We start from the raw sequence: 15,607 nt of genomic DNA, 5'->3' as shown, positions 1-15,607 counted from the left end.
CATGCGAGCAGCGGTCGCCGTCATCATCTTGTCTTGCTCCCTCCTGGGTACCTTTTCTTCTGCTCTGGCGGCAAGCCGGCTGCCGGTCAAAGTGCAGCTGGTGCTGGTGAAAGCCTCCAAACAGATGGAGAAAGAGGAGTATGGTGCGGCTGTTGTTCTGCTCAATGAATTCCGCTCCCGCAGCGGGCAGGATGAGGGATCTATATATGAGCATCCGGCAATCAACATAACCCTGGGCAATTGCCTCTCTCTGATGGAACGTTTCGACGAGGCTGCCGCTGCCTATCGAAGAGCCATTCAACGTGAACAGGATAGTGTGGTTGCCTGGCAGAACCTGGGTCGTTGTGCCTATGAACTCAAGAATTTTCAAGAGGCAAGCCGCTGTTTCCATAAGGCATACACCCTGAGTGATCCGCCCCATGCAGAACTGCTGTACCAGGCGGCGGTCACCATGCTTATGGCGGAGCAATACAAGCAGTCCATTGCGCTTTTTGAACATTTATTGAAAACCCATCCACAGGAGATGCAGCTCGCGTGGAAGGAAAACCTGGTGTACGCGCTCCTGGCGGTAGACCGCAACCAACAGGCTTTACCCTCTATCAGCGAGCTTGCCGAAGGGTATACAGGTAAAAAGCAGCGTCAGTGGCGGGAGATTCTTCTGCAGCAGTATCTTGTGCTGCACATGTACGCACAGGCCCGAGACCTGGCGACCAGGCTCACCAGGCTGGAACCGGACGAGCCGTTATGGTGGAAAAGCCTTGCTCACATTTATCTGCAGCAGGGGAAGTTGGAGCCTGCGCTCCAGAGTCTGATCATCTATCGATTCCTTATCCCCCTGACGATGGAGGAAAAGAAATTGGTTGCCGATCTCCATCTGCAACTCGGCGTCCCGGTAAAGGCTGTCGGCGATTACGAGTCCTACCTTGAAACCAAACCTGACCGGGAGATAATACGACGGCTGGTCCATGCCTACATGGCACTCGGGGAAATGGAGACAGCGCTGAAGCGGTTGGAGCAGTTTGACCCGAAGGAAAAACGCGCAGACCTCAGTATGCTGAAGGGAGAAATTCTCTATGGGCTGCGGCGTTATGGGGAAGCAACAAGCGCTTTTTCACAAGCCGCAGCAGGCGGGGAAGAAAAATCTGCAGGACGGGCTTTGCTTATGCTCGCTTACTGTCATTGGCAGCAGCAAGAGGTGCGAGCAAGCATTGCCGCCTTCAGCAAGGCTGCCGACTACAAACGTTATCAGCGCGAGGCGGAGCAGGCAATAGCGCAGTTGACCAAAATATTGGAACAGCAAAAACAACTTGCAGGACAAGGGTTGTAAGTATTGAACATGGTTCTGGAAATTGAAAGAAAAAGGAAGATGTTATTGGCGAGGTGAGCGAGGAATTTCAGGGCGGCAAGGTTGAAGTGCTTGGTACCGATATGGTGGAAAAATGGCAGCATGAATGGAGGATAGAGCATGACTGAGAAAAAGAGAAAAGGGCTGCTGATGGTTTTCACCGGCAATGGCAAGGGGAAAACAACCTCAGCAATCGGCATGTCCATGCGGGCTGCCGGCCACGGCATGAAGGTGTTCTTCCTGCAGTTTATCAAGGGAAGTTGGAAATACGGGGAAATGGAGGCGTTCAAGCGTTTTGAGGAGACCATCACTTTTCAGGTTATCGGCCGTGGCTTTACCTGGAAATCCGATGATATGGAAAAGGACCGCCAAACGGCCCAGGCCGCCTGGGAAAAAGCAAAAGAAGCTCTATTTTCAGGTGAATATAAGATGGTTGTGCTTGATGAGTTCACCTACGTACTCCTGTACAACATGATAGACAAGAACGAAGTGCTGAAGACCCTGCGTGCAAAACCCGAGGATCTGCACGTCGTTATTACCGGACGTAATGCAGCCCCTGAAATTATAGAGATGGCCGACCTGGTCACTGAAATGAACCCGGTGAAACATCCGCTCAAAGAAGGGATCGTGGCGCAGAGGGGAGTGGAATATTAGGGTGGCGCTTTCAGGACAGAGTGGATTTTGACAGACTACTTGTGCAATAAAGAGGGATAGGGGGTGATCATGCACCAACATGGGTACATTGGCCGTAAAATGCGGTAACCAAAACTCAAGGAGAAACCGGCAATTATCTTTACCGCCTTTGGCAGCAGCAGTCGGGCCAAGGCAGCACTTGACAACTTTTTGGCATAAGTTGCGGAGGCCTTTACACACTTCTATGTTGGGCGCAAAAACAACACCCGGAACAGGGGGGCGTCCTCTTGGCCACCGCGGCATGCACCTGGGATATCCTGAGAACTCACTTGCCGCCATTGAAGCGGTCATTCACCACGGATTACATCGCGTAGAGGTGGATGTTCACACCACTGCTGATGATCATATTGTGCTCATGCACGATGAACGTGTGGAGCGAACGACCACCGGCAGCGGTAAAGGGGGCGAAATGAAGTGGCGTGAAGTTGAACAGCTTCGGTTCAAAGACAGTGACCGGAACCTCTCTAAGGAAAAAAGCACCTTAACCCCATCTAACAAAACGAAATGAGTAATGAAAATTGCATTGTACGGCAAAGGGGGAATCGGTAAATCAACCATTTCAGCTAACCTGTCTGCAGCGCTTGCTCAACAAGGGTATGCTGTCCTGCAGATAGGTTGCGACCCCAAACACGATTCCACCCGGCTGCTCCTGGGCGGCAAATCCGTGGTTACGGCAATGGAGTACATGAAAAATACGCCGGCCTCGCAGCACAGGCTGGATCGGGTGCTTCACACCGGGTATGGAGGGGTCGTCTGTGCTGAAGCCGGCGGGCCGGAGCCGGGCGTGGGCTGTGCCGGGCGGGGAATTTTAAGCACCTTTGCGCTGTTTGAACGGTTGGGGCTGGATTTTGACTCCTTTGATGTGGTGCTCTACGATGTTCTCGGCGATGTGGTGTGCGGAGGTTTTGCCGTACCGCTGCGAAGAGACTATGCCGATCGAGTCTATGTCGTCACCTCTGAGGAGTTTATGTCGCTTTATGCTGCCAACAATATCCTCAAAGGCGTGAAAAACTATGATGATGAGGGGCATCGCCTGGCCGGGTTGATCTTAAACAGCCGAGGGGGGAGTGAAGCAAAAGAGCCTGCTGAACAGTTTGCCGAGCTTGTGGGCTTGCCTATCCTGCAGACACTGCCGAGAAGTGACATCTTTCGTAGGGCAGAGCAGTGTGAAAAGACAGTGGTGGAGGCCTTTCCCGAATCTGCAGAGGCCCTGCTGTTCCATGCGTTGGCCCAGACGGTGATGAACAACTCGACCGTCTATGGTGCCACTTTTCTTGCTGAAGAGCATCTTGAAAAAGAACTGTTCGGCCTGGGAGAGGCCCATCTCCGCGACGGCTTGACCACCGCCTTGCCAACACCGCAGGAGGCACCAACCGAAGAAGCAACAACCGCGGCAAGGAAAAAGGAACCCCTTGCCGCTTGCATAGGCAGCGGCAGCAGGGCAACACCGTTTCTGTCGAAAAGTCTGCTCAACCGTGAACCACTGCATGGCTGCGCCTTTTCCGGAGCGCTGGCAACGCTCACCCAGATCGACGGTGCCGTGACCGTTGCCCATGGGCCGGTAAGTTGTTCGTATATTGCAGGACAGGCAATATTCTCTTCCGGATCAAGAACCCTCACCAGAGAAAAAATCCTTCTTGATAAGCAGCTTCATCCCAGGATCATCTCCTCGGACATGGATGAGTCCATGGTGATCTATGGAGGCAAGGAGCGGCTTGTCCAATCGCTTGACAACGCACTGAAACGCAACCCCGGGGCGGTGTTTGTGGTCACGACCTGTCCCTCAGGGGTTATTGGCGATGATCCTTTGGCGGCCATCCATGAGGTACGGGACCGCTGCCCGGAAATACCGATCATTCCTATCACCTCTGATGGCAATCTGCGTGGGGATTATATGCAGGGGGTGATCAATGGCTGCATGGAAGGTGCTGCGGCCCTGATTAATAGAGGTACGCCTCCTGAACCACACTGTGTAAACATTCTGGCAGAGAAAAATATTGCCTTTAATGCGGAGCATAATTTTACAACAGTCCAGGGGTTGCTCACCCAACTGGGGCTGACCGTTAATTGCCGATTTGTCAGGAATACCTCGGTTGAAGCGTTGGAGGGGTTCTGTAAAGCATCGCTGTGTCTGCCGGCCTACACCGATTACCTGGGGCGATTGATGGCAGAGTTTGCCGGCAATACACTGGGGCTGCCTTCACTTTCCCTGCCTTTTCCGGTTGGATTCAGTGAGACCGCTGCCTGGCTAAGAGAAATTTGTTCCTTTTTTCATCTGCGGCCTAAAGGTGAGCAGCTGATCGAGCAGGAGCGGGATTTCTACCGTGAAAAAACCTCGGCGTATGCTGCATCGCTTCGAGGCAAGCGCTTAATGATCATAACCTATATCCACAATGTGGACTGGATCGTTGAGGCGGCGATGGATCTGGGGATGGAGGTGGTTAAAGTCGGGATACTTCACTACTCCCAGGACAATCTTTTTGTTACCAGGTATCCCGGTCAGTTCGAGGTGGAAACCGATTATGACCCTGCGCAGAGAGATGATGATCTGCGCCATTTACGACCGGATTTACTCCTGGCCAACTACACCCCGGCCAACCTGCCTTTCCCGCTGCATGCCGATATCATCCCCCTCTGTCCGGATGTGGGGTTCTACGGAGGACTTGCCTTTGCCCATCGCTGGTCGACCTTGCTCAAATCTCCGGTAGTGGAGGGGTGGAAACATGACGCACCACGATGATTTTTTTGAGCTGCAACCCGACAGCCTTACCGGGGCAATTGCTGCAGTTGAGGGCATAGAGGATGCGGCAGTGCTGTTGAATGGGCCGACCGGATGCAAGTTCTATCATGGGGCGTTCAGTGAAAACCAGTTGCCCAGGGTAGCCAACATTGACCCTATCTATTATGCAGAAGAATTTTATTTTGGTCAGCCACGGGTTCCGGCGACCTACCTGGACGACTATGATTATGTGTTCGGCGCAACAGAAAAGCTGGAAAAAATCCTCCCTGCTGTAGCGGCCAAGAACCATTCACTGATCGCGGTCATTAACACCCCCGGAGCAGCGTTAATTGGTGACGACCTGCTTCGCTTTATCCATCAATCAGCCCTCTCTGTTCCCTGTATTGCCATTGAGAATACAGGATTCTCCCAGCCGCCATCCTCTGGGTACCAGGATGCAGTCATGACCTTGCTCCACGCCCTGCCCCAGGTCCCGCATCACCACAGGGAAAAGAGCGTCAATCTTGCAGGTATCTCCATCCTTCACCACCATTGGCAGGGCAATATCGCTGAATTGATTGCCCTGCTGGGACATTGCTCCATCCGGGTCAATACCGTGATCAGTGCGGGATGCACCCTCACCGATCTGCAGCACCTCACCGCTGCCCAGGCAACGGTGGTGGTTCATGATGAGTTTGCCGATCAACTGGCCCCGTTTGTTCACGAGCAGTTGAACCAGCAGTGCATTTCACCAGCTTCAGGCGCGCCAATAGGTTTTGACGCCACAGAGCAATGGATAACCTCTGTCTGTGAACAACTGAATGCTGATCCCGCACCAGCCTTGGACAAGATCCGGGAAAAACGAGTGCAGGCGTACGGTTTTCTTAACAGGTTCAACGCGTTGACTGGACTTCCCAAAGGGGCCGGATTCGGCGTTCAGGGGGAGGCCTCCTTTGCGCTTTCGCTTGTTCAGTGGCTGCATTCGTACCTTGGTATGGTTCCTCTTGCGGTGCACCTGACCGATGGCACCACCGAAAAACGCAATGCCCTTGCAGCGTATCTGGACAGCATCGGATGCGAAGAAGCACTGGGTCGAAGCATTGGCCAGTGCATGCCAGAGGTAGTTTTTGGAAGCGGAGCGCTGATAGCCAGGTTGCGTCTCCAGCAAAGACCATTTACCGGCATTGAAACCTCCCTTCCGGTAAGCGGCTATCAACACGTTATACCGAAAAAGACCATGGGAGCAGAGGGGGCATTGTTCCTGATCGAGATGATCATCAATGGACTTGCAGGCTGGTAAATACACTCCTGGGGAATGCAGGCGCAGGCAGGTACCGGTACGTATTCAAGCAGGGTGACCTACCATGGCCTCTGCTGTTTTCGGGCAGGGTGAACTGATGAATGGTGATGGCCTGAGTTATGGTCCTTATGGGCGGCGAGATGCGTCTATGTATCGGCCTTTGCCAGGTGGCCGACCATATCCAGGGGGCTGACCGCCGGGTTGCGCAGGTCCTTGACCACGTGGGTATAGACCATGGTGGTTTCCACCTTGGCGTGCCCCAGGTAGTCCTGGATCTGGCGCAGGTCCACCCCGTTGAGCAGCAGGTGGGTGGCAAAGCTGTGGCGCAGGGTATGCACCGAGGCATGTTTCTCTATCCCTGCTGCCCGGACCGCGCTTTTCATCCCTCGCTGTACCGCACTGGCGCTCACATGGTGGCGCCTGATCACCCCGCTGCGTGGATCGGTCGACAACTTAGCGCTGGGAAAAACAAATTGCCATCCCCACTCCCTGGCAGCGTTGCGGTATTTGCGTTCCAGGGCATGGGGAAGCGAAGTCTCGCCATATCCCTCGGCCAGATCCTGGCGGTGCAGCTCCCTTACCCGTGCCAGATGTTCACGCAGCCCATCATGCACTGACTCGGCCAGAAGGGTGGTCCGGTCCTTATCGCCTTTCCCGCCGCGCACGTACACCAGCCCCTGATCGAAATCCAGATCCTGGATCCGCAGCCGCAAACATTCGGTGAGGCGAAGTCCCCCGCCATAGATGATGCGCAGCATCAGGCCGATGGTCCCTTCCAGGTGGGGCAGCAGCCGCTGTATTTCTTCTACACTGAACACAGTGGGCAAGCGTTTGCCCTGCCTGGCCCGTACCGCCTCCTTAAGATCACCCACTTCCATCCGCAGCACCAGGCGGCAAAAGGTAAGGAAGGCACTGAAGGCCTGATTCTGGGTCGAGGCTGATACCCGACCCTGCACGGCAAGGCGGGCAAGATAATCACGGACCAGGGCAGGAGAAATGAATATTGGCTCCCAGGTGGTCACGTTCTGCATTTTTGCAGCATACCGAAACAGGCGACGACACCACCCAAGGTAGGTTTTTTCGCTGCGATAGGCGTAATTTTTCAGGCGCAAGGCATCGGTAAAGGCTTGCAGGGCGGCATCCGGCAAAAAGGCGCCACGTGCATCAAGGGCAACCAGTGGTTGTGCCTGCTCTGCTTCACCCTTGGTTTCCAGGAAGTTGACGAAGTAGAGCCGTACCGCCTGTTCAGCCTGACGTAGCTGCCATGACTCGACGGTGGACTCGGCTTCAAGCACCTCAAGGTAGCGGGTCAACTGTTCGGTCCACGCATGTTCTGTTAGCGAGGAACGCTCCTTAAAAAAACGTCGGGCCCACATCACGAAGTATTGTTCTCGACCTTGGGGTACCAGGTGATTGTTCAGGAGAAAATTCCCAAATTCCGTTGCTAGAAAAGTACTGTTTGTTGAGGACATAAACAAAAAAGCGAAATGAATAACGTATTATGCAGCAGACCGATAATAAGCACATAGTCCCAAAATACCGCGCCAAAAGCAGGTAAAGCAGGAGACAAAAGTGGGGGTAAACGAAAAGAAATTCCCGTTATGCGTCAACTGTAAAACTCCCAATATTTCTCCGGAAACCTGGACAGGTAAAAGTGCTTGCGATCAGGCATCCTGCGAGCTATACACTGTATATTTAATGCAATTTTTGCTAGTTATGGAAGATAAAAACACGGTGCAGACGCGTTCGCCGCTGGAAGTGTTGCAATGACTGGGGAAAATTCCCAGCAGGCAAAAGCTGAGCTGAAAAACGAAAAAGTAATCAATGCGTGTAAAAACGTCTGACGCCTATTAAACGTTGGAACATATGTTATGAACGAAACTGTAACAGAAAAAAGAGAAAAGCTATTTACTATGTTTGAAACAATGGGAGAATCTGAAGTTCAGATCAGATACACCATTACACCAGGCTATTCTCCAAGCTTAGATGTACCATACGCCAAAGAATGGCTAAGACTCAAACAGGAAGAAAGAGACTTAGCAGCTTCTGAAAAACGTGATAGCCGAGAAGAAGAAACTCTTTCAATTGCTAAACGAGCGAATCAAATAGCAATAGCGGCTTCGATTTTCTCAGCTATTGCTGCGATTGCAGCAATAATAGCCATTCTTAAAACGCCTTGATTTTTGTAACCCTTCACTGGGCATACACTAAATTACTTATGTATTTGGTGGACATGATAAAAAATTCCAACATTAACATTACAGCTTATTAGTGAATGACATTACGTTTTTGGCTCGATAACTTGATAGCGGCAATTTATGGCCAACTACATATCGTGGGGAGATTTCGATGATTGTTAAGTGCAAGGAATGCGGCAAGGACATTTCAACCGAAGCTGTGGCATGTCCAGCATGCGGTTGCCCTCAGAAATTTGAAAAGGAATTGCCTCCTAAAGCTATAAAGCAAAAGCAGTCCCACATTTTTGGTTGGATCGCGTTGATTGCATTTTTTATGGCGAATTATATTCCGGCAATCATAGCGCCGTTGATTATATTGATCGCAATAATATTTTCCCTGCTTGAAGTAAAACAAGGCGGGAAGGTGTTGGGCGGTCTTGTGTTTTCCTTGTGTTTATTACAGGTATGGGCGATAGCAGATCATTTTGGAGGCTTAAGCGCTTCTATAGGTTTGACGAACACTAAGCAGATTGAACAAAAAATGGTTAAAAAATATGAGAACACAAATATAAACTTGCCTGCGGACGCCGCACAGATTATTGAGCAAAAATGTGCCGAGGAGTGGCAGAACGACTTCAAAATGAGAAATTACTGCCAGGATCAACAACAAGAAGGCATTTCTACACTAGACCGAGGTATGCCAAATGGCATCCAACCTGTTGCATTTAGAATTATCCGCGGGAAATGTGCCTCAGAATGGCCGCGAGATTTTAAAATGCGTGCTTATTGCGAATCTCAACAGTACGAAGCATATAGAGCGCTGCAAATGAACAACAAAACATCAAGTGCCGTCTGTGCTCAGCAATGGCCAGACGATTATAAAATGCGTCAATATTGTGAAAGCAAGAAATAGATAAATCAACGAGGCCAACGCGCATAAACTGATTTCGGGAATTTGGAAATATTCAGGGGACACGATACTAAATTCCAACAAAAACATTCTGCGGACAAGCCGCAGATGTTCTCGTTAGCATTAAGAGACAAAATCAGCCATGTACGATGATAATTATTTAGAAGAAACGCTCAAGACAGCTTTTCAAGATCCTAAATATTATTATGTGCCAAAAGGAATTCGAAGGCATGATTATCAAAATATTCATGGTTGGTGGGTCAGAATTTCTCGTGATAAAACAATGTTCCGAAAGCTTTTTAGCGATGGTAATTATGGCTCAATCTCGGAATCATTAAAACAAGCTATTCTATACAGGCATGAAATTCTTTCAACTTTACCGTTAGTGCGCCAGGCGCAGCTTGGCGCTTCTTGTCGGGTGCCTCACCGTATGGTGGGAAGTCCCGATCGGGCAAAGCCTAGCCAGCAGCCCGTACCGAGTGTTGCGCGACTCGCGGAGCCGCAATGGCGAACAACAGTCGTGAAGCGTACACAGGGAACACTGTAGGCCGCAGGGGAGACGTACCTCCCTCAAGCAATTCAGCCTCGTCAGAGTATAGTGCAGTTGGCGACGATGTTAACGTGTCGGAAGCCAGTACAACGGAATCGCTTTGGCAAGATTCCCAAGGGGCTGCCGGGGTCCGAGAGCGTGGCATGCAGTGAGAGAAGTGTCAGGAACCTGGGAGGCCCTTCCATCTCCTCCTGTGAGCAGGAGGTAAGACGTTTCAACCACAAGAAGAGCGTCTGATGGGTAGAAGGGAGTCAGATCATTCCATAGTACTCCGAGACGGTAGGGCCGATCACATGGGGAAGGGAATGACGATATTATGCAGCCCGCAAAGGAAACATATGCAGATACGACAGGCTGATAAACATATGCAAACCTCACTGCGGGGAATAGCAAAGAAAGCAAAGGAGGATCCACATCACCGATTCGGCAATCTGTACAGTCTCCTGAACGAAACAAACCTGTGCTGGAGTTTCAGCCAGCTTAATCGTAAGTCAGCGCCTGGAGTAAGCGGCGTTGATTGGGAGACGTTTGGGAAAGATCTTCAGGGTAATGTCAGGGGTATCACCACCGCCCTGAAGGAGAAACGCTATAAGGCCAAGCTTGTTCGCCGCCGCTATATTCCCAAGCCAGGCGGGAAACAACGCCCCCTTGGTATACCGGAAATGGGTGACAAGTTGGTGCAGCATAGCGTAGCGCACATCCTTTCGGCAATCTTTGAACAGGATTTCCTGCCCTGCAGCCATGGGTATCGCCGTGGCAAGGGGCCCCAAAAAGCGGCTCTTCAGTTGAGCCAACGAATCCATCGTGGCAAGTTTCGGTGGATTTTGGATGCAGATATAAAAGGCTTTTTCGATCATCTTGATCATGATTGGCTGTTACGTATGCTTGAGCTGCGGATAGATGATCGCTCCTTTCTGAATCTGATCAGGAAGTGGCTCAAGGCTGGTATCTTGGAGGAGGATGGCCGGGTAATATTACCAGTGACCGGTACTCCTCAAGGTGGTGTAGTTTCTGCCGTGCTGGCCAACATCTACCTCCACTTTGTGTTGGATCTCTGGTTTGAGAAAATCGTCAAACCTCGTTGTAAAGGAGACGCCTATCTCATGAGATTCGCTGATGATTATGTGTGCTGTTTCCAGTACCGGGAAGATTTGCATAAAGTGCAAAGGGTCATCGGCAAGCGACTGGGCAAGTTCAACCTCGAGCTTTCCAAAGAGAAGACGAAAGCAATCAAATTCACCAGATTTGAAACCGAGAAGAGTGAGACCTTTGTTTTTTTGGGTTTTGAATATCGATGGGTTCTGAGCAGGAAAGGGAAGCCACTGGTGAGTATGAGGACAGCAAAGAAGAAGTTCCAGCTGGCCCTTTCAGCAATGCGATCGTGGATAAAGACCAACCGCAGCAAAGGCTTGGCGGAAATCATGGAGCAACTGCGAGCGAAGCTCCAGGGGCACTACAATTACTATGGTGTCAGCGGGAACTATCGCAAGCTGAATTCCTTCTACCGCCTCAGCTGCGGGATCGTCTTTAAGTGGTTGAACCGACGCAGCCAACGGAAAAGCTTTAACTGGCGAGGATTTCTCGAACTTATGGAGTTCTTTGGTATCCCTCGACCCCGCATAATCGGTTATTGGGCCAAATAACGCTTTTGTACGAAGCGAATAATATCGAGGAGCCCTGTGCGGGAATACCGCACGCAGGGATCTGAGAGGGGGCGGTCGGGTAACTGGCCGTCCTACCTTAATGCCCACAGGAGAAAAAATGAGTAAAACCGTATTTACCAAGGTTGATTATGACTTAGGTTCGCTGGTCAAATACATCGGGCTCGGAGAAATTGGCTTACCCGATATTCAACGCCCTTTTGTCTGGAAAAATGCCAAAGTTCGAGATTTATTTGATTCTATGTACAAAGGTTATCCTGTCGGCTACTTGCTTTTTTGGCAAAATGCTGCCAGTTCTGATGTGCGCACCATCGGAACCGACAATAAACAAAAGCCACCGCGACTGGTAATTGTTGATGGCCAACAAAGACTTACGTCTCTCTATGCAGTAGTAAAACAAGTTGCGGTCTTGCGTGAAAATTTCGAAAGTGAACATATTCAAATTGCCTTCAATCCATTAGAACAGCGTTTTGAAGTGGCGGATGCGGCTATTCGCCGAGACAAGTCATTTCTCCCCGACATATCTGTACTTTGGAGTGAAAAAACTGATCTATTTGAGGTTGTAGACAACTACATGGATGGATTAAGTGCATCCCGTGAAGTCAGTGATGATGAACGTAAAAGTATACGCAACGCAATTAGCAGCCTACAAGGTTTGGTAAGTTTTCCTTTCACCGCTCTGGAATTAGCAGCAGATATTGATGAGGAAGCGGTTTCTGATGTTTTTGTCCGCATAAACAGCAAAGGAACACCGCTCAATCAAGCAGACTTTATTCTTACTTTAATGTCTGTATTCTGGGATGAAGGCCGATCTGCACTTGAAACTTTCTGCCGAAACGCACGTAAACCATCTAAAGGAGAGGCTTCTCCTTTTAACCATTTTATAGAGCCTTCCCCCGATCAATTGTTACGTGTCGCTGTGGGAGTGGCCTTCAAACGTGCTCGTTTGAAATATGTCTATTCAATTCTTCGTGGTAAAGATTTAGAAACAGAAAAATTCAGTGATGAGCGCAGGATTCAACAATTTGAACTGCTAAAAAATTCTCAAGAAAGAACTCTTAAATTACAATATTGGCATGATTTCATGAACTGTATCCGTTTAGCGGGGTTTAGAAGCGGAAAAATGATCAGTTCTCAAAACAATCTGCTTTTCTCATATATGTTGTATTTAATCGGTCGAACAGAATATAAAGTTCAGGAATTCGACCTTCGTCGTGCAATTGCGCGATGGTTTTTCATGTCCAGTGTAACAGGTCGTTTTACTGGTTCTCCTGAATCCGCCATGGAGTTTGACTTAGCACGGTTTAGAGATATTGATACAGCCGAAGGCTTCATCCAGACTCTAAACCACGTCTGTGATATCACACTTACAAATGATTTTTGGGGAGTTTCATTGCCAAACGATCTTGCCACTTCATCTCCCCGAAGTCCGTCATTATTTGCATACAATGCCGCACTGGTATTGTTAGATGCACGGGCGCTATTTTCTAAAATCCGAGTATCCGAACTTCTTGATCCAGCCATACAGGCTAATAGGTCAGCAGTTGAACGCCATCACCTTTTCCCAAAAGGTTTTCTCAAGACTATAGGAATTACATCAATAAGGGATACCAACCAAATAGCAAATTACGCTCTGGTTGAATGGGGGGATAATATCAAAATATCTGATCAGGCCCCAATTGATTACCTTTCGGAAATGAAGAGTCGCCATAAACAAAGTGAACTTGACCGGATGTATCGTCACCATGCATTACCGGATAATTGGGAGCACTTAGAATACCGTGAATTCTTGGAAAAACGACGTGAGATGATGGCCCAAGTAATTGCTGAAGGTTATGCAACGTTAATTGCTTCCGAGATAGAAGAAGATGCAGGGACTGTCGATTTTGATTTATCTCAAATTGTCATGAATGGCGAGTCTGAAGCTGTCGAGTTTAAATCTACCCTTCGAACCAATCTTCATACTTCGAGTAAAGACCCCCGGATGGAGCTTGCTGTGCTTAAAACATTGGCAGGTTTTCTAAATACAAACGGTGGTACATTAATTGTGGGAATTTCTGATGACGGAAATCCTGTTGGCATCGAAACTGATGGATTTGCCAATGAGGACAAAATGGGATTGCACTTGGTAAATATCGTAAAAAGTCGAATGGGCATACAGGCTATTACCAGTCTCAATGCTCATTTTGAAGATCATGAAGATTGTCGGGTAATGGTCGTAAAATGCCGTAAAGCCCCTTCTCCTGTTTTTGTGAAAGAAGGAGATATGGAAAAATTTTATATCCGCACCGGTCCATCCACAAGCGAACTGAGTGCAAGTCAGACCCAAGAGTATATAAAACAAAGATTTAAGGGCTAACAAGGCTAATGCAGCGGACGCAAAAAGCCGCGCCGCTGATTAGCAACGTTAGTGCGCCAGGCGCAGCTTGGCGCTTCTTGTCGGGTGCCTCACCGTATGGTGGGAAGTCCCGATCGGGCAAAGCCTAGCCAGCAGCCCGTACCGAGTGTTGCGCGACTCGCGGAGCCGGAAAATCGGCGAACAACAGTCGTGAAGCGTACACAGGGAACACTGTAGGCCGCAGGGGAGACGTACCTCCCTCAAGCAATTCAGCCTCGTCAGAGTATAGTGCAGTTGGCGACGATGTTAACGTGTCGGAAGCCAGTACAACGGAATCGCTTTGGCAAGATTCCCGAGGGGCTGCCGGGGTCCGAGAGCGTGGCATGCAGTGAGAGAAGTGTCAGGAACCTGGGAGACCCTTCCATCTCCTCCTGTGAGCAGGAGGTAAGACGTTTCAACCACAAGAAGAACGTCTGATGGGTAGAAGGGAGTCAGATCATTCCATAGTACTCCGAGACGGTAGGGCCGATCACATGGGGAAGGGAATGACGATATTATGCAGCCCGCAAAGGAAACATATGCAGATACGACAGGCTGATAAACATATGCAAACCTCACTGCGGGGAATAGCAAAGAAAGCAAAGGAGGATCCACATCACCGATTCGGCAATCTGTACAGTCTCCTGAACGAAACAAACCTGTGCTGGAGTTTCAGCCAGCTTAATCGTAAGTCAGCGCCTGGAGTAAGCGGCGTTGATTGGGAGACGTTTGGGAAAGATCTTCAGGGTAATGTCAGGGGTATCACCACCGCCCTGAAGGAGAAACGCTATAAGGCCAAGCTTGTTCGCCGCCGCTATATTCCCAAGCCAGGTGGGAAACAACGCCCCCTTGGTATTCCGGAAATGGGTGACAAGTTGGTGCAGCATAGCGTAGCGCACATCCTTTCGGCAATCTTTGAACAGGATTTCCTGCCCTGCAGCCATGGGTATCGCCGTGGCAAGGGGCCCCAAAAAGCGGCTCTTCAGTTGAGCCAACGAATCCATCGTGGCAAGTTTCGGTGGATTTTGGATGCAGATATAAAAGGCTTTTTCGATCATCTTGATCATGATTGGCTGTTACGTATGCTTGAGCTGCGGATAGATGATCGCTCCTTTCTGAATCTGATCAGGAAGTGGCTCAAGGCTGGTATCTTGGAGGAGGATGGCCGGGTAATATTACCAGTGACCGGTACTCCTCAAGGTGGTGTAGTTTCTGCCGTGCTGGCCAACATCTACCTCCACTTTGTGTTGGATCTCTGGTTTGAGAAAATCGTCAAACCTCGTTGTAAAGGAGACGCCTATCTCATGAGATTCGCTGATGATTATGTGTGCTGTTTCCAGTACCGGGAAGATTTGCATAAAGTGCAAAGGGTCATCGGCAAGCGACTGGGCAAGTTCAACCTCGAGCTTTCCAAAGAGAAGACGAAAGCAATCAAATTCACCAGATTTGAAACCGAGAAGAGTGAGACCTTTGTTTTTTTGGGTTTTGAATATCGATGGGTTCTGAGCAGGAAAGGGAAGCCACTGGTGAGTATGAGGACAGCAAAGAAGAAGTTCCAGCTGGCCCTTTCAGCAATGCGATCGTGGATAAAGACCAACCGCAGCAAAGGCTTGGCGGAAATCATGGAGCAACTGCGAGCGAAGCTCCAGGGGCACTACAATTACTATGGTGTCAGCGGGAACTATCGCAAGCTGAATTCCTTCTACCGCCTCAGCTGCGGGATCGTCTTTAAGTGGTTGAACCGACGCAGCCAACGGAAAAGCTTTAACTGGCGAGGATTTCTCGAACTTATGGAGTTCTTTGGTATCCCTCGACCCCGCATAATCGGTTATTGGGCCAAATAATGCTTTTGTACGAAGCGAATAATATCGAGGA

The 15,607-nt window shown here is 49.8% G+C and carries 13 protein-coding genes; 12 read left to right on the top strand and 1 reads right to left on the bottom strand.

Going from position 1 to position 15,607, the window contains the following annotated elements; genetic code table 11:
* The first annotated feature begins 1 nt into the window (after position 1).
* The 5 genes from ACZ52Z_RS13325 (at position 2) to ACZ52Z_RS13305 (ending at position 6,057) form a co-directional block, all read left to right on the top strand.
* Complete coding sequence (locus ACZ52Z_RS13325; protein ID WP_464267269.1) at positions 2-1,327, top strand: tetratricopeptide repeat protein; 1,326 nt, start codon at positions 2-4, stop codon at positions 1,325-1,327.
* 138 nt (positions 1,328-1,465) lie between these two features.
* The gene (gene cobO, locus ACZ52Z_RS13320; RefSeq protein WP_464267268.1) at positions 1,466-1,999 is read left to right on the top strand and encodes a cob(I)yrinic acid a,c-diamide adenosyltransferase; all 534 of its coding nucleotides are present in this window, start codon (positions 1,466-1,468) and stop codon (positions 1,997-1,999) included.
* A gap of 223 nt (positions 2,000-2,222) precedes the next feature.
* The gene (locus ACZ52Z_RS13315; RefSeq protein ID WP_464267267.1) at positions 2,223-2,546 is read left to right on the top strand and encodes a glycerophosphodiester phosphodiesterase family protein; all 324 of its coding nucleotides are present in this window, start codon (positions 2,223-2,225) and stop codon (positions 2,544-2,546) included.
* 3 nt (positions 2,547-2,549) lie between these two features.
* Positions 2,550-4,778, top strand: coding sequence for a nitrogenase component 1 (locus ACZ52Z_RS13310; protein ID WP_464267266.1), 2,229 nt, complete (start codon positions 2,550-2,552; stop codon positions 4,776-4,778).
* Positions 4,762-6,057: a nitrogenase component 1 gene (locus tag ACZ52Z_RS13305; RefSeq protein ID WP_464267265.1), complete on the top strand. Its 1,296-nt coding sequence runs from the start codon at positions 4,762-4,764 to the stop codon at positions 6,055-6,057. Before ACZ52Z_RS13310 ends, ACZ52Z_RS13305 begins: the two co-directional genes overlap by 17 nt.
* A 146-nt stretch (positions 6,058-6,203) precedes the next feature.
* Here the strand turns inward: ACZ52Z_RS13305 and ACZ52Z_RS13300 are convergent, their stop codons facing one another.
* Complete coding sequence (locus tag ACZ52Z_RS13300; RefSeq protein ID WP_464270793.1) at positions 6,204-7,433, bottom strand: integron integrase; 1,230 nt, start codon at positions 7,431-7,433, stop codon at positions 6,204-6,206.
* Between the two features lie 196 nt (positions 7,434-7,629).
* On the opposite strand from ACZ52Z_RS13300, the gene ACZ52Z_RS13295 reads away from it, so the two are divergent.
* The 7 genes from ACZ52Z_RS13295 to ltrA (ACZ52Z_RS13265) all read left to right on the top strand — a co-directional run bounded on the left by ACZ52Z_RS13295 (position 7,630) and on the right by ltrA (ACZ52Z_RS13265) (position 15,576).
* Entirely contained in the window at positions 7,630-7,827 is a 198-nt protein-coding gene (locus tag ACZ52Z_RS13295) for a hypothetical protein (protein ID WP_464267264.1), read from the top strand.
* A gap of 101 nt (positions 7,828-7,928) precedes the next feature.
* Positions 7,929-8,237, top strand: a complete 309-nt coding sequence (locus ACZ52Z_RS13290) for a hypothetical protein (protein WP_464267263.1) — start codon at positions 7,929-7,931, stop codon at positions 8,235-8,237.
* Between the two features lie 169 nt (positions 8,238-8,406).
* Positions 8,407-9,147 carry a hypothetical protein gene (locus tag ACZ52Z_RS13285; RefSeq protein WP_464267262.1) on the top strand — a complete coding sequence of 247 codons (741 nt, stop codon included), beginning with the start codon at positions 8,407-8,409 and terminating at the stop codon, positions 9,145-9,147.
* A 139-nt stretch (positions 9,148-9,286) separates the two neighbouring features.
* Entirely contained in the window at positions 9,287-9,691 is a 405-nt protein-coding gene (locus ACZ52Z_RS13280; RefSeq protein WP_464267261.1) for a hypothetical protein, read from the top strand.
* 341 nt (positions 9,692-10,032) lie between these two features.
* The gene (gene ltrA / locus ACZ52Z_RS13275) at positions 10,033-11,337 is read left to right on the top strand and encodes a group II intron reverse transcriptase/maturase (protein WP_464267259.1); all 1,305 of its coding nucleotides are present in this window, start codon (positions 10,033-10,035) and stop codon (positions 11,335-11,337) included.
* 118 nt (positions 11,338-11,455) lie between these two features.
* Positions 11,456-13,714 carry a GmrSD restriction endonuclease domain-containing protein gene (locus tag ACZ52Z_RS13270; RefSeq protein ID WP_464267260.1) on the top strand — a complete coding sequence of 753 codons (2,259 nt, stop codon included), beginning with the start codon at positions 11,456-11,458 and terminating at the stop codon, positions 13,712-13,714.
* A 557-nt stretch (positions 13,715-14,271) separates the two neighbouring features.
* Positions 14,272-15,576, top strand: coding sequence for a group II intron reverse transcriptase/maturase (gene ltrA, locus ACZ52Z_RS13265; protein ID WP_464267259.1), 1,305 nt, complete (start codon positions 14,272-14,274; stop codon positions 15,574-15,576).
* The last annotated feature ends 31 nt before the right edge of the window (positions 15,577-15,607 follow it).

It is taken from the genome of Desulfogranum aggregans (assembly GCF_055398265.1).
The sequence above is the reverse complement of the archived record's forward strand: the minus strand, read 5'-3'. Positions and strand labels throughout refer to the sequence as shown.

Coding starts and splice junctions, on each gene's coding strand:
- ACZ52Z_RS13325 (WP_464267269.1), top strand. CDS start 2: ATGCGAGCAGCGGTCGCCGTCATCATCTTGTCTTGCTCCCTCCTGGGT.
- cobO (WP_464267268.1), top strand. CDS start 1,466: ATGACTGAGAAAAAGAGAAAAGGGCTGCTGATGGTTTTCACCGGCAAT.
- ACZ52Z_RS13315 (WP_464267267.1), top strand. CDS start 2,223: ATGTTGGGCGCAAAAACAACACCCGGAACAGGGGGGCGTCCTCTTGGC.
- ACZ52Z_RS13310 (WP_464267266.1), top strand. CDS start 2,550: ATGAAAATTGCATTGTACGGCAAAGGGGGAATCGGTAAATCAACCATT.
- ACZ52Z_RS13305 (WP_464267265.1), top strand. CDS start 4,762: ATGACGCACCACGATGATTTTTTTGAGCTGCAACCCGACAGCCTTACC.
- ACZ52Z_RS13300 (WP_464270793.1), bottom strand. CDS start 7,433: ATGTGGGCCCGACGTTTTTTTAAGGAGCGTTCCTCGCTAACAGAACAT.
- ACZ52Z_RS13290 (WP_464267263.1), top strand. CDS start 7,929: ATGAACGAAACTGTAACAGAAAAAAGAGAAAAGCTATTTACTATGTTT.
- ACZ52Z_RS13285 (WP_464267262.1), top strand. CDS start 8,407: ATGATTGTTAAGTGCAAGGAATGCGGCAAGGACATTTCAACCGAAGCT.
- ACZ52Z_RS13280 (WP_464267261.1), top strand. CDS start 9,287: ATGTACGATGATAATTATTTAGAAGAAACGCTCAAGACAGCTTTTCAA.
- ltrA (WP_464267259.1), top strand. CDS start 10,033: ATGCAGATACGACAGGCTGATAAACATATGCAAACCTCACTGCGGGGA.
- ACZ52Z_RS13270 (WP_464267260.1), top strand. CDS start 11,456: ATGAGTAAAACCGTATTTACCAAGGTTGATTATGACTTAGGTTCGCTG.
- ltrA (WP_464267259.1), top strand. CDS start 14,272: ATGCAGATACGACAGGCTGATAAACATATGCAAACCTCACTGCGGGGA.